Genomic DNA, 25,788 nt, shown 5'->3' with positions numbered 1-25,788 from the left:
ACGGAGTCAGATGCCTGCGGCTTTTATTCCAGGTGAATCCCGGGATGACATATACATATATCGGAATTGCCTTGCTCCAGGCAGTCTCCTGGGTGCTGCAGGTGTTATTTATGCAGAGGTTTTTAGATGCGGCTGCTGCCTATGCTACAGATCGAATAGACTTCAAAATGATTCTCTTGTCCTTGGGCGTACTGGCGCTTATGTATCTGTTCTATCATGTTATGGACGGGCTCGGGAACTGTTATGAGGAGATTTACGGGCTAAGTGTGGGCAAGCACTTGAACCTGATGATTTTTAAGAGAGTAGATTCGTTACAGGTCTCTGAATTCGAGGACACAGGGCGGCTGGATTATATCCACAAGGCTGTGAACGGGAGCGGGAAGCTGATCTGGATCGGGACTACCTTACTGGACATTCTGTTCTACTATACGACTTATTTCGTGTTCATCGGGTGGTATCTGTTCACGCTCAAGCCGGTGCTTGCGCTTAGTGTTGTCGCCGTATTCGTCCCGGTGATGCTCTCTCAATTGGTGCTGATGTCAGCATTCAAGAATCTGGAGGCGGCATCTGCCCCGATCCGGCGGAAAAGTGAATACTATGAACGGTGCTTGACGGACAAAGCGTATCTCTCAGAGACCCGGTTGCTGGGGGCTACTGCATTTTTCGAGAATCTGTATACCTCTGCCCTGCAACGGTTGAACGCTATTGTACTTCGGACGCAGGTACGCAAGCATCTAGTGCAGCTCATTCTGAATATAGTGACGGTTATGGGCTACGGCCTGATCGTGTATATGCTGTTTGTGTCTGTGATGAGGCAGGAGATTTCGATTGGAGCTTTTGCGGCGGTGCTGGCTTCGATTGGCAGTCTGTACCGGTTCATGAACAAGCTGATCACCGAGAGAATCGCCTGGGCTACGGAGAATATCGGCTCTGTGGAGAATTTTCTGGATTTCATCGACGAACCTGTTCATGTAACTAATAACATGCCAAGGCCCGCAGATAGTGATATTAAGCTAAAAGCTGTCCGGTTCCGCTATCCGCTGGCGACCCGAAATGCGGTGGAGGACATTGACCTGATCATCCCGCATAAGCAGACGCTGGCGATTGTAGGTGAGAATGGAAGCGGGAAGACCACGCTGTGCCGTATTATTATGGGGTTATACCCGCCTACGGCAGGGGAAGTGTGGTACGGGAACGTGGAGGCTTCGCGGACTAGCTATGAGCGAACGTCGGCTGTTTTTCAACATTATCGCAAGTATAATGAGACGTTACGGGAAAATGTGCGGATCAGCCAATATTCCAAACCAGCAGATGATGCTACAGTAGTATCCGTTTGTGAAGAGGCCGGGGTGCTTTTGTCCGTTGAAGGGGTTAAGGAAGGGGGGGATACGATGCTGGGACGCGAGTTCGGCGGCACCGATCTATCCGGCGGCCAGTGGCAGCGTGTGGCGATTGCGCGCGGATTGTTCCGGGACAGTGACTGGATGATCTTGGATGAGCCCACGGCGGCCATCGACCCCCTGGAGGAGACCCGTCTGTATAATGACTTCGCCGCCCTGTGCCGGGACAAAACTGCAATCCTCGTCTCCCACCGCTTAGGCTCCGTGAAGCTCGCGGACCGAATCCTCGTGATGAAGGATGGAAGGATCGTGCAGGACGGCACGCATGAGCAGCTAATGAGCATGGCGGGCGAGTACCGGACGATGTATGAGGCGCAGCGGAAGTGGTATGTGTAGAGGGCGGGGGATTTTTCTAAACTTATATAATCATCTCTGCAAGATGAGACTCCGTCAGTACAATAGAATGATAGGTGTTGTCCTTAAAGGTGATCCCATTCACTTGTGCTCCTGAGAAGTCTGTTGTATCTAAAGAATTACTGATGAATAATGCATGGGTTAGGATACATTTAGTGAATAGACAGGTCTTCAGATTGCAATCAATAAATTGTGTTGACTCCAAATTGGAGCCCGAAAAGTCAATGGAGAATAAACACTCCTTAAATGTAAGGGAGGATAAATCCCGCTCCCTAAGCGAACCATCTTCTACACATATTTTGTAGAAAACCTTCTGCCCCTGCTGAAGCAAGTCAATAAACTGCATTGCAGTAATATCCTGATTCATTTTCAACCCTCGCCAGTTGTTTTTGTTTATATAAATAGTATCACAATTAGCCAAGGGCAGGAGGGATTCGTATAGAAGAAAATGGTATAATTTTAAATACCAAACTACCTCAAGCCACAAACAAGGAGAAAACCATGACCATCCAAATCGTAAACGGTGATCTATTAGCCGCGGGTGAAGATATTCTAGGGCATCAGGTGAATTGTCAGGGGGTGATGGGGTCGGGGATCGCGAAGATTCTGCGGGGGCGTTATCCGAATTTATATCCTGAGTATAAAAAATATTGTAACCAGCACACGTCTGAGAAGTTGCTTGGGCATTGCCAGCTGGTGCAGACGGGGGCGAAGTATACGGCGAACTTGTTCGGGCAGCTTCACTTCGGGAGGAGCAAAACCCGGTATACCGATTATGCTGCGCTGGAGCAGGCGTTGACCACACTTAAGGCAGAAGCGCAGGCCAGGGGGTTGTCCATAGCGCTCCCGTACAACATTGGCTGCGGGCTGGCGAATGGGGAGTGGAGTGTGGTGGAGCAGATGATCGGGAAGGTTTTTGCAGACTATGATGTTACCTTGTATAAGATCTAAAGTGTAACTAGGCATGTAGTCAAAAGCCACTGACAGGACTATAATGGATTTCAATGAAACCCATTACATTGCAGATCAGCCTGGATTGAAGATGGTAAGGACGTTCAGCATACGCTTGTCCCGGCCGGAGCGGAAGTAGCAATAAATGGTTTACTAATACAGAGCTAAACGATAAGATGAAGCCAAAACCAGTTATTGCCGATGGGCAAAGAGAGGGAGCAGAATGAAGCCCGTTACCGTATATGATATTGCCAGGGAAGCCAACGTCTCGGTGGCCACCGTATCCAGAGTGCTTAATAATACCGCCCCCGTCAAAAAAGAAACGAGAGAGCGGATTACTGCGCTGATTGACAAGCACCAGTTTCAGCCCAACGCGCTTGCGCGAAGCCTGATCCGCAAAGAAACCGGGATGATCGGGTTCATCCTGCCGGATATCACCAACCCGTTCTTTCCGGAGGTGCTGGCCAGCTTTGACCGGGAGACGAGAAAGCTGGGCTACACCTGTTTTTTGTGTGATACCGTCTCCTCGGACGAGGAGACAGACCTCCAGTATGCGCGGGAATCACAGTATCTGGGGATATTGATGGAGAAGCAGGTCGATGGCATCGTGATGATTGGCGGCAGGCTGGATTTGTCCAAGCCGGATGCGGCGCTGGTGCGGGAGGTAGAGGAAGCGGCTAAACGTGTTCCGGTGCTGATGATTAACGGGAATCTGCCCAACACGAAGATTCACCGGGTGGCGGTTGACCAGAGGCTGGGGGCGGAGCTGGCGGCACAGCATTTAATCGATCTTGGACACCGGGATATCGCCGTCATTGGCGGTTTCTTGCATATGTCCAATACTCAGCAGCGGATTCAAGGATTCCGGACAGCCATGCGTAACAATGGTCTGGAGGTCCGCAAGGAATGGATGATCCATGGGGGATTCTCTGTCAACATGGGCTTCAAGTTTGCCGAGCAGGTGCTGAAGTTGCCGGACCGGCCGACAGCGATCATGTGTATGAACGACCTGGTGGCCATCGGCGCACTCAAAGCGGCTGACCGGGCGGGGATTGCCGTGCCGGGAGAATTGTCCATCGTTGGTTATGATGATATTCCCTTTGCGTCCTTCAGCATTCCGGAGCTGACCACGGTTTCGCTGATGGCGAACGAGATCGGCCGTCTGGCGGCAGAAATGCTGCACAAGCTGATCGCCGGCAAAAAGGTGCCCCGTTTACATTCGGTTATTCCCGAGCTAAGGGTACGCCAGACGACGGCACCTTTCCAGCAATAATTGATCCACCATTAGAAATTAATAGTTGACTTTGAAATAACGAGGGCTTATTCTGGTGAAGAAAGCCCTTACATTTTACTTTTTAATGAAACCCATTTCATCAATAGTCCGATTACTTGCTCAATGATCAAGGAAACTTCCTGGAAAATTTGCGAGAATACGAGTGACAGGATGGATAACGGGTTTTATTTTTTTGGCTTTAAATGAAATGGGTTTCATTAATTTTACAGTTGAAATCCGCTGACTATTCAACTAAGGAGGGGTCTTATGTCCACTGCTTCACCTGCCCAATTGACAGAGAAGAGGTATGCCAAACCCAAGCGTGGCCGCTGGAAACGTTTTAAGAACAACAAGACATTGCTGCTGATGTGCTTTCCGGCGATAGCGTTTTTTCTTATCTTTTCCTATCTGCCTATGCCTGGGCTGTATCTGGCGTTTATCAAGTACAACTATTCTGACGGCATCTTCGGCAGCGCCTTTGCCGGGCTGGAGAATTTCCGGTTCCTGGTCATGACGGGTGATCTGTGGCGCCTGACGTTCAATACCATCGCCTATAACATCGCGTTTATCCTGCTGGGCAACATGCTTCAGATTACGGTCGCTGTGCTGCTCAACGAGATGCGGTCCAAATGGTTCAAGAAGGTATCCCAAACCATGATGTTCCTGCCGTATTTCGTATCCGCAGTTCTAATTGGTCTCATCGCTTACAACATTCTGAGCTATGATTATGGCATTTTGAACTCGGTACTGCACTCCTTGGGGCTTGATCCGGTGAAGGCGTACTCAAGTCCGGAGGCCTGGCCTTTTATCATAGTTATCACGTATTTATGGCAAAGCACCGGTTATGGCTCCATTGTTTATTTTGCGGCAATTATGGGGCTGGACAGTGAGATTGTGGAGGCTGCGGAGATCGATGGGGCGAATGCTTTTCAGCGTATCCGGTATATCGTGTTGCCTTGGCTCAAACCGACCTTCATCATTCTGCTGCTGTTCTCGCTTGGCGGAATCCTGAAGGGGAACTTCGGATTATTCTTCAATCTGGTGGGTGCTAACAACACAGCGTTATACGCCTCTACGGATATTATCGAGACCTATGTGTTCCGCTCGCTGATGACCAACTTTAACTTCTCAATGGGCAGTGCGGTCAGCCTGTATCAATCCTTGTTCGGATTCTTCGTGGTTCTATCTGCTAACTGGCTGGTCAAAAAGGTATCGCCTGACAATTCACTTTTTTAGGAGGACTTGCCCATGGATGAGACTTTGGTAAGCGCACGCAAAAAAACCGACGCCAGCGGACTTGTCGTTCAGTGGATCGGATATCTGTTTATCGGCTTGTTCGCCCTCTGCTGCCTGTTGCCGTTCCTGCTGGTGCTGGGCACCTCCTTCACCTCAGAGTCGGCCATCAAGCTCTCCGGCTTCAACTTCTGGCCCAAGGAGTTCAGTCTGTTCGCTTATAAAATCGTGTTCGAGAACCCCGATCTGATCATCGGTTCGTATATAGTAACCATATTAATGACGATCGTAGGCACGGCGGTTGGCCTGCTGCTGGTGGCTATGACGGGATATGCGCTGCAACGGCCGGACTTCATGTACCGCAACAAAATCTCTTTCTTCATCTACTTCACTACACTGTTCTCCGGAGGTCTGGTGCCGTTCTACCTGCTGATCACCCAGTATCTTCATTTAAAAGATAACTACCTGGCGGTTCTGCTCCCTGGTCTGCTTAGTCCGTTCCTGATCATTATGATGAAAAGCTTCGTCCGCTCTATTCCTCACGCGATTACGGAGTCGGCGAAGATTGACGGGGCAGGCGATTTTACGATTTTCCTCCGGCTGATTCTGCCGATGACCACGCCCGCCCTGGCCACAATCGGGCTGTTCATCGCCCTGGGGTACTGGAACGAATGGTATAATTCCATGCTGTTTCTGTCGCCGGATATGAAATATCGCACCTTGCAGCTATTTTTGTATAACGTGATTACGAGCGCCGATTTTGTCCGCAATTCCGCTGCCGCCTCGAATGTGCAGCTGCGCGATGTGCCACTGGAGTCCATGAAGATGGCAACAGCTGTAGTGGCCACAGGTCCGGTCATTTTGTTCTATCCGTTCGTACAGCGCTACTTTATTAAGGGAATCACCGTAGGAGCCGTAAAGGGCTGATCTTCCAGAAACTTCTGCTGCAACGATGTGCCAAGGCCATCAAGCCTTCTCACATAGAGTAAATTAACTACAGGGAGGTTGTACAAGAATGGGGATCAAAAAAGCATTAAGCATGATGTTGACGTTCCTCTTACTGTTTACGCTGGCCGCCTGCGGTGGCGGGAATAATGCGGCTAACAATGGGGCTAAGACGACGAATGACACTGGAAACAAAGACAGCTTGGCGCCGGATACCTCTAAGTTTGTAAAAATCAGTTATGTGGTGCTGGGCGATAAGCCGAAGAATGGGCAATTCGAAAAGGTGCTGGCCAAGGTCAATGAAATTATGAAGGAAAAAATCAATGCCGAGCTGGAATGGAAATGGGTCGAATGGGCCGATTGGCAGACCAAATACAACCTGCTGCTGGCCTCCGGGGAGGCGGTTGATCTGATCACCATCGGAACGGATTGGCTCGATACATGGGCCAACGCGCAGCGCGGGGCCTTCATGAATCTGGATGAGCTGCTTCCCAAGTATGCACCGGAAACCTGGAAATCCATTCCGGAGAAGGATTGGAACGAGAGCCGTTACAACGGCAAAATTGTGCTGATTCCTGAGAACGATTACACGCAATGGGTCAATCATGGCTTCTTCTACCGCGGCGACTGGGCGAAGGAAGCCGGGCTGAACGAACCGATCAAGAATTGGGAGGAGATCGGCCAATATCTGCAATATATCAAAGACAACAAGCCGGACGTCATTCCATGGGATATGGCCTCGGGTGCGGTGACATGGGGCGGCTATATTCAGTCCTATACGGATAACCTGGACCTCCCGATCTCTACAGGCTACATGCCAGTATTTACAGCGGTATCGAACGATAAGAAATATACCGTGGCTGAGCCGATCTTCAGCGATCTCTTCCTGAATTATGCCAAGCTGATGAAAGAATGGGCCGATAAAGGATTCTGGCGCGAGGATGCGCTCAATAACAAAAATGACAACCGTATAGCCCTCAAAGCCGGATTATCCGGTCTGGACCAGCATCACACACAGACCTTCTCCACGCTGCGTGTAGAGATGGACAAAGCCCAGCCAGGCTCTGAGCTGCAGATGTTCCCGTTCAACCGGACTGGCGGGAAGAATCTGATGGAGCTGTCGATTACACACGGCGGTACCTCCCTGGGCGCTCACAGCAAGAATCCGGAGCGGGCGCTGATGGCGTATGATTTGATCCGCAACAATGAGGAAATCTATCATCTGATCAACTATGGTATCGAAGGCGTGCAATATGAGATCAAGGATGGAAAAAGAACGCTGCCCGCCAACTACAACGAAGCTTCCGACAGCTTCTATGCAGATTTCTGGGGCGGCCGGGTGGATAAATTCGAAATCCCGAGCGAAACGGTGTGGAGTGAAATCGGCACACTCTATGACGAATACGACAAAATCAAAATTCCGTATCCTTACGGCCAGTTTGTCTTTGACAAATCTCCTGTAGAGAGTGAACTGACTGCGATCTCGCAGGTGGCCGGGGAGCTTGGGCCGGCGATCAACTTCGGGAAGGTAAGTGATCCGGCCAAAGCAGTGGAGGAGTTCAGAGCGAAAATCAAGACTGCCGGATATGATAAGGTCAAGGCTGAATTGCAGAAGCAGCTGGATGCGTTCAAGCAAAAAATGGAAGCAGCGCAATAAACAGCTCATAACCAATTCTTAATTCCGGATAAAGGAGAAGCGCATGAACGAGTCCAGAAGCAAGATATGGCTTAATGCGGTGTGGTGCTTTAATCGGGGCGATGTATCCGAAGCATGGTATAAGGGATATGACGACAAAGCTTGGCGGGAAGTCACACTTCCGCATGACTGGGCCGTCGAGGCTGATTTTTCCAAAGATTATTCCAGCGGCAGCGGATATCTGCCCGGCGGAACCGGCTGGTACCGCAAGCATGTTGTGTTGCCGGACCATCTGGAGGGTAAACGTGCGTACCTTACCTTTGAGGGCGTATACAATCATTCGCAGGTCTGGGTAAACAGCTATTATTTGGGCAAACGTCCTTATGGCTATAGCACGTTCACTTATGAAATCACGGACCTGCTGGCGTATGGCGGAGCCGAGAATATCATTGCGGTAAAAGTGAACCACGCGGAGACAGCAGATTCCCGCTGGTACACCGGTTCAGGGATCTACCGTGATGTCTATCTGACATTAACGCATGACATTCATGTTGCAGAGTACGGTGTTTTTGCCTCGACAGCTGAAATTGGCCGGGAAGGGGCGGAGCTGCAGGTAGAGACCAGGATTCTGAACGAAACAGGGGAACCGGCAGAGATCAGCGTACGTCACACCCTTATAGATGATGATGGCATCAATGCGGGAACCTCGGTGGAACTGCTGCCGGCGGCGGGCGGTACGGAACTCAGTCAACAGGTCATTCAAGTGAAGGAACCGAAGCTCTGGTCGCCGGAAGCCCCCAACATGTATACGCTGCTTACAGAGATTATCTGGAAGGGGGCAACGGTGGATGAGGTCCGCACTCCCGTCGGCCTCCGGAGCATTCATTTCGATCCGGCAGCAGGGTTCAAGCTGAATGGAGAGGCTCTTAAGATCAAGGGAGTCTGTGTACATCATGACGCCGGTTGCCTCGGCGCTGCCGTTCCCGGCGATGTCTGGGTCCGGCGGCTGCGCTACCTTAAGGAGATGGGCTGCAATGCCATCCGCATGAGCCATAACCCGCCGGCTCCGGTTCTCCTGGATTTATGCGATCAAATGGGATTTATGGTGATGGACGAAGCCTTTGATGAATGGGAAGGTGTCAAAAACAAGTGGTCCACCGGACACAATGTTTATCCTCCAAAGCACTTCGGCTATTATGAGGATTTCCCGGACTGGGGCATAACGGATATTCAGGAGATGGTGCAGCGCGACCGGAATCATCCTTCTATTATTATGTGGAGTATTGGCAATGAGGTAGACTATCCTAACGATCCTTACTGTCACCCCTCCTTCCAGACGATGACCGGCAACAATGATGCCAACAAGCCTGCTGAAGAACGTGTATACGATCCGAACAAGCCAAATGCTGAACGTCTTACTGTCATAGCCGGTAGACTGGTGCAGGCTGTGAAGGCCTGTGACAAGACACGGCCAGTAACGGCAGCGCTGGCTTATCCTGAACTAGCCAATCTGATCGGTTATTCCGATGTGCTCGATGTGGTCGGCTATAATTACAGGGAGTCTTTATACGAGAAGGATCGGAGCGCTTACCCGGATCGTGTGCTCTACGGCAGCGAGAATTCGCCGGGATTGCCGGAGTGGCTGGCGGTCCGCGATAACCCCGATATCTGCGCACAGTTTATATGGACTGGAATCGACTATCTGGGAGAAGCGCATGGCTGGCCGATACGGGCCTCGCAGGCAGGGTTCATGGACCTTGCCGGCTTCCCGAAACCAAGCTATTACTACCGCCAGAGTCTGTGGAGTGATACGCCGATGGCTTATCTCGCCGTCCGCAGGGCAAATGAACCAGGCATATCAGATACCGGTGGCCGGTCAGGCGGCGGGCCAAGCTGGAACTGGGAGCCGGGCGAGCGGTTGATCGTAGACGGGTATACCAATTTAGCGGCTGCGGAGCTGTATCTTAACGGCAAGCTGCTCGGGGGAGGACGTCCTGATGAGAGCGGGGAGCTGCTGCTGAGCTGGGAAGTGACCTTTGAACCGGGAACGCTGCTTTTAACGGGGACAGACGAACGGGGCCGAACGGTCAAGCGGGAGCTGCACACGGCAGCAGCGGCGGAGCAGTTAAAGCTGACAGCGGATACTCTGCAGCTGTGGGCAAACCTGCGTGATATCGTCCATGTGGAGCTCGAAATTGTAGATTCGGCGGGCACCAGCGTATATGGCGCGGAGGTTCCTGTCACGGTGACCGTAGAAGGAGCGGGTGAACTATTGGGATTGGAGAATGGAAATGTGCAGGATCTGGAGCCTTACCGCTCCCATACCCGCAATACCCATCACGGCAAGCTGCTGGCCTATATCCGGGCCGGAGCCGTCTCCGGAACGATTAAGGTTACTGCGGTTGCTCCAGGACTACCGCGGGCAGAGCTTGAAATAAGCACCTATATTCAGCCCTAAAGGGAATACCACAATTGGTTCAAATAAAATGACTGCTGCCAATTCCGGCACAGTCATTTTTATTTAAGGCTTCGCCGCCACGGCGGGCGAGTACCGGACGATGTATGAGGCGCGGGGGAAGTGGTATGCGTAGGGGCGGGGGAGTTGAGAGAGTCGTGACCAAATGTATGCCAAAAACCGAATACAATTTGATGTAGGATTGCGAATGGACCAAATGTATGTGAAAAACAGAATACAATTTGATGCAGAGAGAGCACGTGGGCCGAATGTATGCGAAAAACCGAATACAATTTGATGTAAGAGTGTGTGTGTACAAAATGTATACGAAAAAACGCATACAATGTGCAGGTTCATTGCGAAGATCCTGCGGGACCGTTAGTTATGAAGCAGTCCGCCTTAGACGGGCTGTTTTTTATGGATTTTTATCGAATATTACTATAATATAGAATTCTATTATGAAATTAATTTTCATCAGATGAAACTATTGAGGAGGAAGATGGATGGCTTACAATTATTATGGTCTGGATCATGTACAGCTGGCAGCCCCGGAAGGCTGTGAAGCTGAGGTCCGAAAATTCTTCAATGGCTTGTTAGGCTGGGCGGAGATTCCCAAACCGGAACTGTTGCAAAAGCGCGGCGGAGTATGGTTCCAATGTGGGAGTCATCAGGTACATATCGGGGTGCAACGGGATTTTGTTCCCGCAACCAAAGCGCATCCGGCATTTCATGTACAGCACTTGAATGAGTTGCGTGAGCATCTGCTGCAGCATAACATTCAAGTCACGGATGATGAAGCAAGGGCGGAGGAAGGCGTCAGGCGCTTTTATGTCAATGATCCTTTTGGGAATCGTCTTGAGTTCTTGGAATGGCTTTGATTCGTAACTTTTGTCCATTGAAACTTGCTGAAGGGTTACGGTATCCTTATGTATAAATGATAATGATTATTATTATTAATACATAGGGAATGGAGAAATGATTGGATATGAGAACATCATGGTCTTTTACATGGAAAAGTATAGGAGTGCTATCTCTCTTGCTGGTGCTGTGGGCATGTAGCCCGGCGGGTCCGAACCCTTCGGCAACCGGCACTACTCAGGATGCGTCCGGAGCAGCTAAGGAAACAGTTTCTTCTACGAAGGTATATAAGGATTTCAATGGAAAAGAGAGCGTAATTCCTACAGCTCCGCAGCGAATTGTATCTGTGGCCGGCTCCGGTGCGACAATTGATCTGCTGGAGCTGGGATATGAGCCGATTGCTTATCCATACAGATATATGGCAGATTCATCGATTCTGAAGGAGACGCGGGAGCGATTGAATGCGAAGGCCGTGGATATTGGGATGCCGACGAACCTGGAAGCCGTGCTGGACAGTAATCCGGATCTGATCGTGTTCGGGTATGAGACGCAAGAGGGCGAATATGAACTGCTGGAGAAGATTGCGCCGGTGGCCGCTTTTGATGAATCGCTTCCTTTTCAGGACAGGTTGCTGGTGATTGGTGATCTCGTGGGGAAGCAGGCTGAGGCGAAGGCTATTGTAGCTGATATTAATCAGCAGACCGCAGAGATGTGGGACAAGCTTCATGCAGAGGGGACCATCGGCAAGGACGAGACGGCAGCAGTTGTAGTCTATTATTGGAACAAAAAGATGTATCTGATGAAAAACTTCGGTGTCTTCGATCTTGTCAATCACCCGTCCGGGATGAAAATGTCGCCCGAAGTAGAGAAGCTGGCGGCCAGCAGCAGTTCCCCTTATATTGAGGTGAATGAGGAAGCCATAACCAATACCATTGTCTCGGATCATCTTTTCCTGGTCTATGACCATAATGATGAGGCGCAGGAGGGCTTCAAGCAGTTGAAGCAAAGTGCGTTGTTCCAGATGCTTCCGCAAGTCAAAAACGGAAAAATTCATTATATCCCCCTCGAGTACAACGACAGCGATGTCGTTACCGTCCGCAAGCTTATTCAGGACTTCCCTGACCTGCTTAACAATAATCCGTTCTAAGCGGGGTGTCTGATATGGATCAAGAACAGGAGCTGCGGCTGGTGGCAGAAGACGGGAAGGCCTGGGACCCGAGAAGAAGCGTACAGAATTCTATTCTATATCTTGAACAGAATTATGCCTCCGTGTTGTCGGTGCAGAGTCTGGCCGATGCTGCCCGGCTTCCGCGCTGGCAGTATTTGCGGGTGTTCAAGCAGTTAACAGGGAATACGCCCAGCGGTTATCTTACATATCTTCGGATGGAGAAGGCCAAGCAGCTGCTCCGGCAGCCGGAGGGCAAAGTGTGGGAGATAGGACTGCAGGTCGGGTATCGGGATGAGCAATATTTCTACCGGAGGTTCAAGCAGGTTACCGGTATTGCGCCGGGGGAGTATGCAAGGCTGAACCGTATTGCACTTCAGGTAACAGACTGGCGGGGGAATCGGTGTAACGTGCCATTGGCCTCAAGGCGTATTATTTATGATGATGCCAGTACATTAGGCGACCTGCTGGTGCTGGGGATATCGCCGGTTGGGGCCAATATCCGCTGTTACCCGGTCACAGAGCAGCTCCAGGAGACGAAGGAGATCGGATTCCCGCTGGAGCTGGACAAGGTGCGTGCGCTTCAGCCCGACCTGGTGCTGCTGAGCAGATATGGCTACGAGCATGCTGAACCGATCTCGGAGATGGCCCCGATTGTGGGGCTCAATGAATATGCCCCGATGGAGCGCCGGATGCTGAAGCTTGGGGAGATTCTGGATCTGCGCGATGAAGCGCAGCGGTGGCTTCATGCGTATTCTGAACGGCGTGAAGCGATATGGCATAAGCTGCGCTCCCGTATTGAGCCGGGGGAGACTGCTGCCGTACTCTATTACACTGACAACGGCGATCTCTATTTGCTTCATCGGCGCAGGGGACTTGCCAAAATCCTCTATCACCCGCTGGGCTTCCGCATGAGTGAGAAACACGGCCAACTGCGGCCCCAGCGCGGAAGCTATTATATTTCGCTTGATCCCAAGCGGCTGGCGGTGCTGCTTCATGCAGATCGCCTGTTTGTATTTTACCGTTCCAGCTTGAGTGAGGCCAAGGCTAGAAATGAGCTTCACCGTCTGCCGGACTGGGATGGACTGCCTGCGGTAAGAGCAGGTAAAGTCTACTATCTGCATGAGCAATGGAATGGGGAGGATGCACTGTGCAGCGAGGCTGTACTGGAGCATTTTGCTGATTTCTGGGAGTGAGAACTTAAAGCCAGACTGCTGATCAGCGGTTTGGCTTTATTTTGTGCTCCCTGTACTGAGTGGGCGTCTGCCCCGTCTGCTGCTTGAACTGGCGCATGAAGTGGATCTCGCTGGCGTAGCCGCTCATCTCGGCGATTTTTTTGACGGAGATGTCTGTGGTGGTGAGCAGATACTTGGCATGTTCGATCCGGCTGGCAATGACGTCGGCCATCGGGCTTACGCCGAAGAAGTCCTTATAGAGGTGCTGAAAGCAGGACCGGCTCATGGTTAGTTCGTGAGAGAGTCCGTCGATGGTCCAGTTCAGGAAGGGCTGGTTGTAGATTTTGGTGCGGATGAGGGACATCTTGTTGTAGTGGGTGTTGCCTACCTCCTTCTGGGCGGAATGAATCCGGTTGCTCAGCTTAATGAAGAACAGGCGCAGATATAATTCGATCGTCTCGTCCTTATGCGGGTTCCCGGAGTACGCTTCATAGCACAAATGGTTAATGATCATCGACAATTCGTTCAGATCGCCAATCGGGACCACTTCGTTCGTGGGAATCGCCAGCCGGTCCAGCAGCGCTTCATCGCCCGGGTTGTCCAGCCGGAAATGGAACCAGTCATTGGTGAACTGCGGCCCGTATGCCCGGTAGAGCTGAGGCGTATGCTCGCTGTACAGAATGAAGGAGTCCGGCCCCGTTACCCGGCTCTCTCCCTTCAAAGTGAAGATGGCCGGGGTTTTCAGCAGCAATAGCATATAGTCTCCCGAGCCCTGGGGCCGGTTAATGATGAAGTCCGCGTCATGGCTGTGATTGTAGCCGATGTTGTGTATGTTCATAGGAGCCTCCCGCCTAGCAGATAGATCTATTGTAAAAGCAAACAGGCCGCCAAGTAAACTGCGATTGCACAATAAGTTAGTACTTACGCACGATGTGTAATTGTACTGCGGTCCGAGTTTATCTATGCTTAAGGCAGGTAAGCAAGCTGAGTATACATTGAAGGCTGAGGCCGGAGAGGATGATCGTGATGAAAGAATGGACGGGTTATACCAGAGGTGTAAATTTAGGAGGCTGGCTGTCCCAGTGTCCGTATCAGCATTCCCATTATGACAGCTTCATTACGGAGAAGGATATTGAGACGATTGCTTCGTGGGGCCTGGACCATGTCCGGCTGCCGGTGGATTATGAAGTGATTGAGGATACGGGGAATGCTGAGACTTACGCCGGGTTCAAGCATATCGACAACTGCATCCGCTGGTGTGCTGCTAATGGGCTGAATCTTATTATTGATCTGCATAAGACGCCGGGCTTCTCCTTCAACAGTGTGGCCGAGAATTCCCTGTTCGATGATCCGGCGCTCCAGCAGCGGTTCCTGAATCTGTGGACATCGATTGCCAGCCGGTATGCCGGCTATAAGGATACTGTGGCTTTTGAATTATTGAATGAGATTGTGGAAAAGGACAGCAGCCGCTGGAATGCACTGGCTCACCGGACGATTGCCGAGATCCGCAAGCACGCCCCGGAAACCAAAATCGTCATCGGCGGCATCCAGTGGAACAGCGTACATACCCTCGGACTGCTGGATCAGCCGTATGACGAGAATATCGTGTACACGTTCCACTTCTATGAACCGTTCCTGTTCACACACCAGCGTGCGGCTTGGGTGGAGCAGATGCCAAAGAGCAGCATGGAGTATCCGGGGGACCTGGAGAACTACCGCAGCACTTCGGCAGCTATTGGCGCTTTTGGCTCAGGGCTTCATGCAGAAGGGATCAGCGAGATGGGTCCGGTGTATATGACCAGCCTGATCCAGAATGCGATTGATGTTGCCGCCGAGCGAAACGTGTATTTGTACTGCGGGGAGTACGGTGTCATTGAGCAAGCTCCATCGCAGAGCGTGGTGAACTGGTACAAGGACGTGCATGGAGTGTTTGAGCAATACAAGATCGGCCGGGCCGCATGGACCTATAAAAAAATGGATTTCGGCATCTCCGACCGCTATGAGAGCAGCATTACGCCTGAGATTATTTCTTATTTGTAAGCGGTACTATTGAGAACTGGAAATTATACAGACAAGGTAAAGCGGCGGAGGGGAAGTAGATGAAACTACAAATCACAGATAAGCCCGGTGTATCGATCTCCAAGGGGATGATCGGGCTGTTCTTCGAGGATATCAACTACGGGCTGGACGGCGGACTGCATGCCGAGATGATTGAGAACCGTTCCTTCGAGTTCATGAAGGCGCAGGGCGACCGGGGGAGCTACAGCGAGAGCTATGACGGCCTCTATGGCTGGACGGCTTATCCCGCAGAGGCAAGCGGAGCCACGCTGCAGATTGGGGCGGAGTATCCGCAGAATGAGGTCAATCCCCATTACCTGGCGTTTACCGCCGGGGAGACGCAAAATGCTTTTACCAATAAAGCCTATGATGGGGTGTCCCTGAAGCCGGGACTTACGTATGAGGTATCCTTCTATGCCAGAGCGGAGGGGTATGCAGGTAGTATTGAAGTTTCGGTTGAGAAAAATAGCGCGGTTAAGGCGCAGGCTGTCATCGCGACGGCGGTAGGGGCAGAGTGGACACGCTATACGGTACAGCTTAGCTGTGATGAGCCTGTGTCCTATGGAGATTTCGTCATCCGGCTGAATGCTCCTGGCACGGTCTGCTTCGACTTCGTGTCCATGATTCCCTCCGATGCAGTGCTGGGCTTGTTCCGCCGGGATCTGGTCGGACTGCTGGAGGAGATGAAGCCTGGATTCCTGCGGTTCCCGGGAGGATGTATTGTTGAGGGCTATAACCTGGAGAACCGTTACCAATGGAAGCGGAGTGTGGGCGCCGCTGAGCAGCGCAAGAATAACAGCAGCCGCTGGGCACTGCACGGTAATAATGAAGAGAATCAGTTCACCAGCGAGTACAGCCATTATAATCAGAGTCTGGGGATCGGGTTCTATGAGTATTTTCTGCTGTGTGAATATCTGGGCGCGCGGCCGATTCCGGTGCTGAATGTGGGGCTGGCCTGCCAGTTCCAGTCTACCGAGCATGTTGGTGTACACGATGAAGCTTTCCAGGAGTATATCCAGGATGCGCTGGACCTGATGGAATTCGCCAATGGTCCGGTGGATTCACCGTGGGGCCGCCTGCGGAGTGAGATGGGCCACCCGGAGCCGTTCGGTCTGGAGATGATCGGGATCGGCAATGAACAGTGGGAGACGGAGCATGCGGACTTCTTCACCAGGTACGATCTGTTCGAGGAAGCGATTCATGCCAAGTATCCTGCTGTGCAGCTGATTGGCTCCGCAGGGCCGGATGTCAGCTCAGACAACTACACCCGGGCGTGGGAATACTACCGTAAGCGGGCTGAGGGTAACCCGAATTTCGTCTACGCGGTCGATGAGCATTATTATGTGAAGCCGGAATGGCTGTGCGGGAACGTACATTTCTATGATGAGTATCCGCGGGATATCAAGGTGTTCGCCGGAGAGTATGCGGGCCATTATGGCAACGGGATGAATACGCCGCACTTCAACAGCTGGGGGGCTGCGCTGGCTGAAGCCGCATTCCTTACTGGCCTTGAGCGCAATGCCGATGTGGTGGTGCTGGCCTCTTATGCTCCGCTGTTCGCCAGACTCGGCTACGCCCAGTGGTCGCCGGACATGATCTGGTTCGACGGCGAGAGCAGCTACGGCACGCCAAGCTATTATGTGCAGCAGATGTACAGCACGCTGATGGGCACGAAGGTGCTGCAGACGGTGCACGACCAGGAGGAGATTCCTTACACCGTCTCTTATGATGAGGAGCAGCAGGTCCTCTACGTGAAGCTGGTGAATACGCTGGACCGCAAGGTTCAGGTGGAGCTGGAAACCGCGCTGAGCTTGACCGGACGCGGGGAGGCCTATGTAATGCAGGGCGAGGAGACGGATGTGAACTCGATCGAAGCGCCGCGCAACATCGCACCTAATCGTGTGACGCTTGAGACCGCCAGCCGGATGATTTATGAAATGGAGCCGAAGTCGTTCCATGTGCTGCGGATGGAGTGTGGGGCGGAGTGATCTGAGCGGGCGAAATTCTAACCTCTTAAGAAGCTTATTAGAGCTTTTTAAGGGGTTTTTAAATATGTTTAAGGCTCATATTCATCTATTGACACGTGTTTTAATACGTATTATTCTAGCCACATTCCAACAAAGATCTGCCTAAGAAAACCATCATAAGTATCCTCAAACAGGCAGGGCTTCAATAGTTCCATCGAAAGGAGATCATACAAATGAAGGATAAAGTAAAATTTTACCGCTTTTTTGCGACCTTTGAGCAGGACGAAGATGGAATTAATGTAGAATTCCCTGATCTTCCCGGTGCAATTACCTGCGGTCAGAATATAGACGAAGCTGTCCAGATGGCCAAAGATTGCCTGGCTCTGCACCTATTTGGAATGGAGGAGGATGGCGACTTAATCCCTGTGCCCTCTGGTATTGATGCGCTCAATCAAATTACAGCAGGGACTGGGAAAGTTGCTGCCCTTATTGAAGTGTTCATGCCACCCTACCGGAATTCCATATCAGAACGTTCTGTGAAAAAAACACTAACTATTCCCAAGTGGTTGGATGACCTCGCCGCGACAAATAATGTGAATTACTCACGGATTTTACAGGATGCATTGAAGGAGCAACTTGGTGTAAATGAACGCAGATAAACCATAGATAAGAGGATAAGGGGAGACGGGAGGTTGCCGTCTTCCCTTCTTTTTGTGGGGGGGGGAGTTTAATTGTATTCCGTACAGCTAAAAGTAGCCCAAAACCCGGATAATCTTAGTTAAATGCATTCTGTACAATTAAAAAGAGGCAAAATCAGGCTTTTAGATGATTTACTTATAAATAGATGTACGAAATGCAATTAAACCGCATATAGAGGCTGCATTGTTCATTTTAGTTGTACAAATTACAGTTAACCTTCCGACAAGGTGCATTGGAAGTTTGACACCCACCAATCATCTGGTATAAAATAAGCTAAAATGATAGATAAACATATCATTATAAAAACTTAAATATCATTATATTAACAAAGATATCACTCATCCTACAACAGAGGCAGGCAGATGTCCATGAAAACCAGTGTCAAAGATAACAAACGCAAGGCCATTCTGGATGCAGCCACGGAGCTGCTGGCGCTCAAGCAGACGGCTACGCTGCAGGAGATAGCAGATCATGCACGGATCGGCATTGCGACGCTGCACCGCTATTTCTCCACCAGGGAGCTGCTGCTGGATGCGCTGGCGCTGAATGCGATCGGACTGGTGGAGGAAGCGCTGGGGGGAGTTACCGTAGAGGAGCACGATATGCTCCGGTTCCTTACGGAAGTGTTCGAGGTGCTGATTCCTTTGGGCAGCAAGGTGTTTTTTCTCAGTTATGCAGCCTCCGTGGATGAGAATCCGCATATTGTAGCCGAGGAAGCGCGGATTAAGCAGCCGCTGCGGGAAGCCGTGGAGGGCTGGCAGGCACGCGGTCTGCTGAATGCGGGAATGCCTGCCCACTGGATCATAACGGTCATGTATAATCTGTTGTTCGTTGCCTGGCAGGAGATCCAGAAGGGGAATCTGGCGAAGAACGACGCTCCGCAGCTGCTCGTCACTACAGTCATCCAGGGCTTCGGCAGCGGCACAGGACAGAGAGATGGCGGGTAACCGCAAAGAGAACGGGCAGAATCTGAAGCAGGACCAGAAGGGGGATGCGGTATGTCAACGCTGCAAGTAGAGATTGTGAGCCGGCTGGATGAAGAACAGAAACTTGAGGTCGCCAGGCTATTTTATCAGGCGTTTGTCTTGAAATTCAATGGGATATGGATCTTCTCCCGTAAAGAGCAGGATATTGTGAAGGTGCTGAGCCGCTGCCTGCGTTATGAGAACGCTCTGTATGCAGTGTATGAGGGGAAAGTTGTTGGCTTTGCCGGTCTGGAGACGGGAGACGGCTTCTTCATGGCGCTGAGTTACCGTGCGCTCAGGCAGACCTTCGGTGTGCCCGGCGGCGCTTGGCGTTATGCTGCCTACGGCATCTTCCGCCTGCTCCATGGCAGCACTCCTCCGAGCTCTGTGCATATCGATCCGCTTGTAGTGTCCGCCGAAGCGAGAGGCCTCGGCATCGGCACCCGGCTGCTGGAGGCTGTCTTCGCGTGGTCCAAGGAGGCGGACCGCCGCAAGGTGCTGCTGGAGGTTGTCGATACGAATCCGCTGGCGAAGAAGCTGTATGAGCGGGTGGGCTTCAGAACCTTCAAGGTGCAGAATACCCGGCTGTTCTCGGCTCATGCCGGTTTCACTAAAGTGCTGCATATGGAGAAGCTGCTGGATTAGCGAATTGCCCGATGTTGTTCCCGGTTCTCCCGGTTCGCTTGGAGGATCGGGATTTTTGTGCGGCTTGAAACGAATAGGATGGCAGCCGGATGGCATCAATCTGTATGAGAATAAACTCTGGACAATATCAAGCGGAAGCAGGTATATTAAGTTAGTAAAGTTAATTAACAATATAGAAAATAGAACGGAGTATGAGTCATGAGGATGCAGACGGCCGGGACGCCCCAGGCCATGCGTAATCTGAATGAATATCTGATTCTGGACAAAATCATATCCGGCGGCCCGCAATCCAGGGCGGATCTTAGCCGCCATACCGGCCTGAGCAAGCCTACCGTCTCTTCGGCGATTGGCCAGCTGATCGAACGCGGGCTGGTCCGGGAGACCGGCAGGGCGGAGAACGCTCAAGGCCGCAAGGCAACGCTGCTGGAATTCAACCCGACTTGCTTCTATATCATAGGCGCGGAGCTGGGGGGCAGCCGCATGAGACTGGCGCTGGCAGATATGAGCGGCGGGGTAGTGCATGTTCAACAGCTTCCGCTGCCGGAGAACGTTGCAACCGGGACCGCGCTTCAGGATTACCTGGTGCAGGCGCTGGACGGATTGCTTGCCGCAGCCGGACAGGGCTGGGACAAGATCCGGGCGGCAGCCTTCGGAATTCCCGGCGTGGTCGACCCGGCAGACGGCACAGTGTCTGACCTTGTAGCGCCGCTGCAGGGATGCGAGGCAGCGCTAAGCAAGGCTGCTCTGGCGGAGCTTTTCCCTGTGCCGGTCGTGACGGAGAACGATGTCAATCTCGCCGCCATGGCGGAGTATAGCGGCTCCGGCGCAGCGGCGGGCCAATCCCTGCTGTACTTCTCCATTGGGGAGGGAACCGGGGGCGGCCTGATTATCCAAGGCGAGATCTACCGGGGCTATGGCGGCGGTGCGGGTGAGCTCGCGAACCTGATGCTGAGCGCAGGCAGGCTGGAGGAGGTGCTGTCCGCAGACGGATTGCTGCGGCTGGCTGCACAGAAGGCCGGGGAGCACGGCAACCCGGCAGAAACAAGGCTGGCGGAAACGGCAATTACGGCAGAGCAGCTCATCGGGAATGTACGCCAAGGGGAGCCGCTGGCCCTGGCAGTCATCGATGCCTATTGCAGCCTGCTTGCCGAAGCGGTCGGCAGTATCTGCGCGGTGATGGCTCCCGGGACGATCATCCTTGGAGGAGAGCTTGGCCGTCACGGGGATGTGCTGTTGCCCAGGCTGGAAGCCCGGCTGAGCGGGCTTCAGCGGAAGCCGAGGCTGGCCGCTTCCGGCAACGGTGACAGGGATGTTGTCCTTGGGGCGGTGCAGATTGCGGTGCAGTCTGCGTTCCGCCATCTGCGGGACATGCGTGAACAATGAACACGAATTCAGAATCTACTAGAATGCGGGTGAATGCGGAATGGAAATGTATAGTGCCGGAATTGATGTCGGCGGAACCAAAACCCTGATCTGCCTGACCGATGAGGCAGGAGCTGTCCTGGTGCAGCATAAGCTGGAGACCCGGCTGAGCCGGGACCCGGAGGAGTTCTTCCGCTGGTTATTCGCTGAGCTGGAGCAGCTCTGCCAGCGTAACGGAGGCGGACTGTCCTCCCTTCAGGGGGTGGGCATCGGATTCCCGGGCGTTATGAATGAGCAGACCGGGACGCTCACGAATGCTCCGGCCCTGAACTGGCCGCCGGACACCGATATCCGTCCGATTATCGCCTCCTATTACCGGGGGCTGGTTGTGCTCGACAATGATGTGAATATGGCGGCGCTCGGGGAATATTACGCCGGAGCGGCTGCGGGTGCAGAGCATTTCATTATGATCACAGTGGGCACGGGAGTGGGCAGCGCCTTGTTCCTGAACGGGCGGCTGTACCGGGGTGCCGGATACGCTGCCGGGGAGATCGGCTATCTGATCGTGGAGCCCGGGGCCGTTAGCGCCAAATCCGCTGCGGATTACAGTGAATTCGGACCGCTGGAGATGGAGGTATCCGGCACGGGGATCGGGGTCAAGGCCGCAGCCGAGCTGCACAAGCACAGCCGTCCCTCGCTGATCCGCGAACTGGCACAGGGCGGGCCGATCCGAGCAGAGCATGTATTCACTGCCGCGCACAGAGGGGATGAAACGGCAACTGCGCTGCTGGACCGGGCCTATGAGCAGCTGGCGGCGGCAGTGAAGAACATCGCGCTCACCCTTGATCTGGAGCTGGTCGTGCTCGGCGGCGGAGTCGTGGAGAAGAATCCGGGCTACGTGCAGGAGATTGCAAGGCGGGTCTATCGTTATGCTCCCCGGCAGGAGCTGACGCTCCGGCAGGCGGTGCTTGGTAATCAGGCCGGGGCACTCGGCGCCGCCGGTGCTGCAAGAAGCAGGCTGGCCGCCGGCACAGGAAAGAATTGAGGGATTGAACATGAAACGCGGAACAAGCATAATGAGATTCAATGTAAGCAGCAAGGAAAGCAGCACACTCCTGAAAATGCGCGGGCTCTATCTGTTCACGGGCCTGGCGGGAGGCAGCTTCAACCCTTACGTCACCTCTCTTCTGGTGCATCAGGGGATGACCAGCCGGAACATCGGAACGATGATGGCCTTCGGCACCTTGCTTGCGATTCTGTTTCAGCCTTTGTGGGGGATTCTGGTGGACCGCTATCAGCGGACAAGGCTGGTGCTGATGCTCACCCTGGTTGTTCCGGGAACGATAGTCTATCTGTACAATGTCAAATGGCTTGCAGTTATCGTTATGGTATATAGTATATATACGATTTTTCAGAGTACACAGACGCCGATTGCCGATTCCTATGCTGTCAGTGCGGCTACTGCCGCAGGCACCTCCTTCGGGACGATCCGCCTGTTCGGCAGTATCGGGACGGCGCTCGGCGGATACCTTGGCGGATTATATCTGAACTGGCTGGGGGTTACGGAGCTGTGGATTCCGTTCCTGCTCTTCAATCTGCTGGCTCTGATGCTGGTCATCACGATTCCGGTGAATGTGGAGCGGCGGACGAACAATGTCACCTTCACCAGCGGCATCCGGCGGCTGCTGGGTAACCGGGTCTTCCTGCTCTTTCTGGCCGGCTGCTTCCTGGTGAATCAGACGCTGACGGCGTTCAACTCCTTTTTTGTTCTGACGTTCCAGATGGCGGGCGGCAGCTTCGCCTGGTCCGGGATTGCGCTCCTGATCGCTTCGATCACCAGCGTCCCGGCTATGCTCGTTGCCTCCAAGGTTCTCAGCAAATACGGCTATGAGAAAACACTGATGCTCGCCTCCATAGCTTACATGCTCCGCTGGGCCATCCAGTGGCTCATTCCCGTTCCGGCTGTTATGATAGGAGTCCAGACGCTGCACGGCCTGTCGTTCGGCTTCTTCTATATCGCCGCCGTGGAGTATGTGGCCTCCATCACCGGCAAAGAGCTGCAGGCCACAGGACAGAGCCTGTTCAATATGGTGTTCGTAGGTCTCGGCGGCATGGCCGGGAATCTGCTGAACGGCTATCTGCTGGATACCGGCGGACCGCGGCTGATGTATTTCTCGTGTACCGTCAGTGCTGCGCTGGGCGCAGTGCTGCTGTACCGGGTCAAGTCGGCCTCGCGCGCGCCGCAGCAGCATTCATAAGAAGGAGGGGGAAGATTGATGAAACGCAGTTGGTATAGTCGGATGCTATTTTCATACTTCCCTGTCTTTCTGCTGGTAGTAACCGTGCTGATCTTCCTGGCCTTCATGATTGTGACTGAGCTGTCGCGCAGCGAGACCCGGAAGGCCAATTATATCTCGACCAGCTACATTGCCGATACGGTGGAGCGGACGCTTGGCGATATCGAGCTGGGGGTGCTGCAGGAGATCGGGAGCAACTATTCCTATAACGATTACCTGGACGCACCCTCCGGCGGCGCTTCGCCGGTCAGCGGCTCCTACGAGATTGTGCAGAGCATGAACCGGCTCTCTGAGCGCTTCAGCCTCATCGATTCCATCTATGTCTATCGCAGCAAGGACAAGCAGATCCTCGGTCAGAGCGGATATGTGAATCTGGAGCAGTCCGGTGAGGCGGAGTACCTGAACCGCCTCTCCACGGGCAAGGAGACAAACGGCTGGAGCACAGTGCGGAAGGTTCAGCCCAGGAACTCCGGCGAGCTGCGTCCGGTCATCAGCATGGCCGGCAGGCTTCCGATTCCCTGGGGCTCCGAAGGCTATATTGTAATCAATGTCAGCGTATACCGGCTGGAACGGCTGGTGGAGAGCCTGACCAATGAAGACCTGTCCTTCCTGCGCATCAGAGATGCCGCAGGCAACCCGATCTACGATTCCTCGCCGGCCCAGGACGGCGGGAAGAATAGAACGCTGTCTACGATTGAAGCGAAGGATCTTGGCTGGACCTTCGAGAGCGGTCTTCAAGCCGGACGTTTATTCGACTGGATCTCGGTGATCTCTTATGTCTGGTTCGTGATCGGACTGGCCACGATTGCGCTGGGCGTGTTCTATATCATCTATATCACCCGGCGGAATTACAGGCCGATCCATCAGCTGATGGTGCGGATTCAGTCTCTGCAGCCGGAGGCCCGGAAGGCTGATGCAGCCCCGGCTGCAGCTTCGGATGAGCTGGCGCTGATGCATCATGCACTGGACAGGCTGGTTCAGGTCACGACCGACTATGAGCGGGAGCGTTATGAGAATCTGGTCATTCAGCGCCGGGAGCTGTTCATGGACTTTCTGGGCGGTGAGCGGCTGGAGGATGCTGAGGAGCGGCTGGATGCGGTGGACCCCTTCGAGGGCACACGGGACTTCGCAGCCTTCGTGGTCATGACAGCAGAGCTGAACCGGGAGAAGGACTGGCATTCGCTGCCGGTGCAGGATCAGAATCTGCTGAAGTTCGCACTTACCAATGTGATGGGCGACCTGATGGCCGGTCAACAGCTTCAGGCCTGGTCCGAGTGGATCAGCGGCCAGCGGCTCGGAATCATTATCGGCCTGCGGCAGCCCCCGGGAGAGAATAACCCGGATACTCTGCTGGAGCTGGCCAAGGGCTGCCATAGCTGGATTATGGACAATCTGCGGCTCTCGCTGACCTTCGGGATTGGCCCGGCGGTGACGAACTGGCAGGAGATCCGGCATTCCTATACGGCAGCGGCTGAAGTGCTGAGCCACCGGCTCTCGCTGGGCACGGGGGTGGCGGCGGCCCACGCAGACCGGCAGGAGGAATCCGGGCTGAAGAGCTATAAGTACTTCGGCAGCTTCACGCAGCTGGTCCGGGAATTCCGGCTATCCGGTGAGAACTGGCGCATGAGGCTGGAGGAGATCTTCGAATCATTCCGTCAGGACCGCCTGAAGGATGAAGAAATCTATATGCTGCTGGAGGTCCTGCTTCAGGCCCTGGAGCAGGAGCTGAAGGGATTATCGGAGACGCTTGACCGGCAGCTTGCCGCCGCATGGACCGGGGGCATGAAGGAACGCATCCGCAGCAGCACCGATCTGGAAGAGATCAGGGAGATTTTAACGGACTGGCTGAATGAAACCTACCATGTCTATGTATCAGCCAATGAGCTGAAGAGCCACCGTGTCATGATTACGGAGGTTAAGCATTACATTGAAGATCATTATGCCAACCCGGACCTGTCCCTGAACCATCTGAGCGACCGGTTCCAGATCTCTGCCAAATATGCGAGCTATCTGTTCAAGGAAGAGTTCAACATGAAGTTTGTGGACTTCCTCGCCGAGCTGCGGCTAGGGAAGGCTAAGGAACTGCTGGAGAATACCTCAGACAGTATTCAGGATATCGCGCTGCAGATTGGATATGCTAATTCCATCACCTTCGGGCGGGTCTTCAAACGCATTACAGGAATGACGCCGGGGGATTACCGCAAGCTGAGGCTCCAGAACAATGAATAAGTACCGCGTAAGCCTGGAGGGAGAATCCGGGTTTGCGCTTTTTTTTGGTGTTCTTCTGATATAAACGACAATACATGTTATATATGTGTGATATATATCTGCCTTTACAATCATTTTCGTC

General features: G+C 53.1%; 20 protein-coding genes. 19 read left to right on the top strand and 1 reads right to left on the bottom strand.

Features of this window, described 5'->3' with window-relative positions; genetic code table 11:
* Positions 1-44: 44 nt before the first annotated feature.
* The 10 genes from MHI24_RS07610 to MHI24_RS07565 all read left to right on the top strand — a co-directional run bounded on the left by MHI24_RS07610 (position 45) and on the right by MHI24_RS07565 (position 13,466).
* Positions 45-1,736 (top strand): ATP-binding cassette domain-containing protein, encoded by a 1,692-nt coding sequence (locus MHI24_RS07610; protein ID WP_340025033.1) that lies wholly within the window; start codon positions 45-47, stop codon positions 1,734-1,736.
* 519 nt (positions 1,737-2,255) lie between these two features.
* On the top strand, positions 2,256-2,705 hold the full coding sequence (locus MHI24_RS07605; RefSeq protein WP_340025031.1) for a macro domain-containing protein: 450 nt from the start codon (positions 2,256-2,258) through the stop codon (positions 2,703-2,705).
* Positions 2,706-2,928: 223 nt separating this feature from the next.
* Entirely contained in the window at positions 2,929-3,978 is a 1,050-nt protein-coding gene (locus tag MHI24_RS07600) for a LacI family DNA-binding transcriptional regulator (RefSeq protein ID WP_340025029.1), read from the top strand.
* Between the two features lie 366 nt (positions 3,979-4,344).
* The gene (locus tag MHI24_RS07595) at positions 4,345-5,214 is read left to right on the top strand and encodes an ABC transporter permease subunit (RefSeq protein WP_340026629.1); all 870 of its coding nucleotides are present in this window, start codon (positions 4,345-4,347) and stop codon (positions 5,212-5,214) included.
* 12 nt (positions 5,215-5,226) lie between these two features.
* The gene (locus MHI24_RS07590) at positions 5,227-6,138 is read left to right on the top strand and encodes a carbohydrate ABC transporter permease (RefSeq protein ID WP_340025027.1); all 912 of its coding nucleotides are present in this window, start codon (positions 5,227-5,229) and stop codon (positions 6,136-6,138) included.
* An 88-nt stretch (positions 6,139-6,226) separates the two neighbouring features.
* Positions 6,227-7,813 (top strand): DUF3502 domain-containing protein, encoded by a 1,587-nt coding sequence (locus MHI24_RS07585; RefSeq protein ID WP_340025026.1) that lies wholly within the window; start codon positions 6,227-6,229, stop codon positions 7,811-7,813.
* A gap of 43 nt (positions 7,814-7,856) precedes the next feature.
* Positions 7,857-10,250 carry a glycoside hydrolase family 2 TIM barrel-domain containing protein gene (locus MHI24_RS07580; protein WP_340025024.1) on the top strand — a complete coding sequence of 798 codons (2,394 nt, stop codon included), beginning with the start codon at positions 7,857-7,859 and terminating at the stop codon, positions 10,248-10,250.
* A gap of 500 nt (positions 10,251-10,750) precedes the next feature.
* A complete protein-coding gene (locus MHI24_RS07575; RefSeq protein ID WP_340025022.1) occupies positions 10,751-11,125 on the top strand; it encodes a VOC family protein in 375 nt (124 codons plus the stop codon).
* Positions 11,126-11,289: 164 nt separating this feature from the next.
* Complete coding sequence (locus tag MHI24_RS07570; RefSeq protein ID WP_340026628.1) at positions 11,290-12,252, top strand: ABC transporter substrate-binding protein; 963 nt, start codon at positions 11,290-11,292, stop codon at positions 12,250-12,252.
* Between the two features lie 14 nt (positions 12,253-12,266).
* A complete protein-coding gene (locus MHI24_RS07565; RefSeq protein WP_340025021.1) occupies positions 12,267-13,466 on the top strand; it encodes a helix-turn-helix domain-containing protein in 1,200 nt (399 codons plus the stop codon).
* A 22-nt stretch (positions 13,467-13,488) separates the two neighbouring features.
* Here the strand turns inward: MHI24_RS07565 and MHI24_RS07560 are convergent, their stop codons facing one another.
* Positions 13,489-14,283: a helix-turn-helix transcriptional regulator gene (locus tag MHI24_RS07560; RefSeq protein WP_340025019.1), complete on the bottom strand. Its 795-nt coding sequence runs from the start codon at positions 14,281-14,283 to the stop codon at positions 13,489-13,491.
* A 188-nt stretch (positions 14,284-14,471) separates the two neighbouring features.
* Between MHI24_RS07560 and MHI24_RS07555 the strand changes: the two genes are divergently transcribed.
* From MHI24_RS07555 to MHI24_RS07515, 9 genes are all read left to right on the top strand, one after another.
* Positions 14,472-15,485, top strand: coding sequence for a cellulase family glycosylhydrolase (locus MHI24_RS07555; protein ID WP_340025017.1), 1,014 nt, complete (start codon positions 14,472-14,474; stop codon positions 15,483-15,485).
* Positions 15,486-15,544: 59 nt separating this feature from the next.
* Positions 15,545-17,491, top strand: coding sequence for an alpha-L-arabinofuranosidase C-terminal domain-containing protein (locus MHI24_RS07550; RefSeq protein ID WP_340025016.1), 1,947 nt, complete (start codon positions 15,545-15,547; stop codon positions 17,489-17,491).
* Between the two features lie 212 nt (positions 17,492-17,703).
* Positions 17,704-18,129: a type II toxin-antitoxin system HicB family antitoxin gene (locus tag MHI24_RS07545; protein WP_340025015.1), complete on the top strand. Its 426-nt coding sequence runs from the start codon at positions 17,704-17,706 to the stop codon at positions 18,127-18,129.
* Positions 18,130-18,531: 402 nt separating this feature from the next.
* A complete protein-coding gene (locus MHI24_RS07540; protein ID WP_340025014.1) occupies positions 18,532-19,116 on the top strand; it encodes a TetR/AcrR family transcriptional regulator in 585 nt (194 codons plus the stop codon).
* Positions 19,117-19,167: 51 nt separating this feature from the next.
* The gene (locus MHI24_RS07535) at positions 19,168-19,779 is read left to right on the top strand and encodes a GNAT family N-acetyltransferase (protein ID WP_340025012.1); all 612 of its coding nucleotides are present in this window, start codon (positions 19,168-19,170) and stop codon (positions 19,777-19,779) included.
* A gap of 198 nt (positions 19,780-19,977) precedes the next feature.
* Positions 19,978-21,162: an ROK family transcriptional regulator gene (locus MHI24_RS07530; protein WP_340025010.1), complete on the top strand. Its 1,185-nt coding sequence runs from the start codon at positions 19,978-19,980 to the stop codon at positions 21,160-21,162.
* Positions 21,163-21,202: 40 nt separating this feature from the next.
* Positions 21,203-22,186 carry an ROK family protein gene (locus tag MHI24_RS07525; protein ID WP_340025009.1) on the top strand — a complete coding sequence of 328 codons (984 nt, stop codon included), beginning with the start codon at positions 21,203-21,205 and terminating at the stop codon, positions 22,184-22,186.
* 31 nt (positions 22,187-22,217) lie between these two features.
* Positions 22,218-23,399, top strand: a complete 1,182-nt coding sequence (locus MHI24_RS07520) for an MFS transporter (RefSeq protein ID WP_340025008.1) — start codon at positions 22,218-22,220, stop codon at positions 23,397-23,399.
* A gap of 18 nt (positions 23,400-23,417) precedes the next feature.
* On the top strand, positions 23,418-25,667 hold the full coding sequence (locus MHI24_RS07515) for a helix-turn-helix domain-containing protein (protein WP_340025006.1): 2,250 nt from the start codon (positions 23,418-23,420) through the stop codon (positions 25,665-25,667).
* Positions 25,668-25,788 lie beyond the last annotated feature (121 nt).

The sequence above is a fragment of the Paenibacillus sp. FSL K6-1096 genome (assembly GCF_037977055.1).
Classification (GTDB): Bacteria; Bacillota; Bacilli; order Paenibacillales; family Paenibacillaceae; genus Paenibacillus_AQ.
This window is presented reverse-complemented; position numbering and strand designations above follow the sequence as displayed.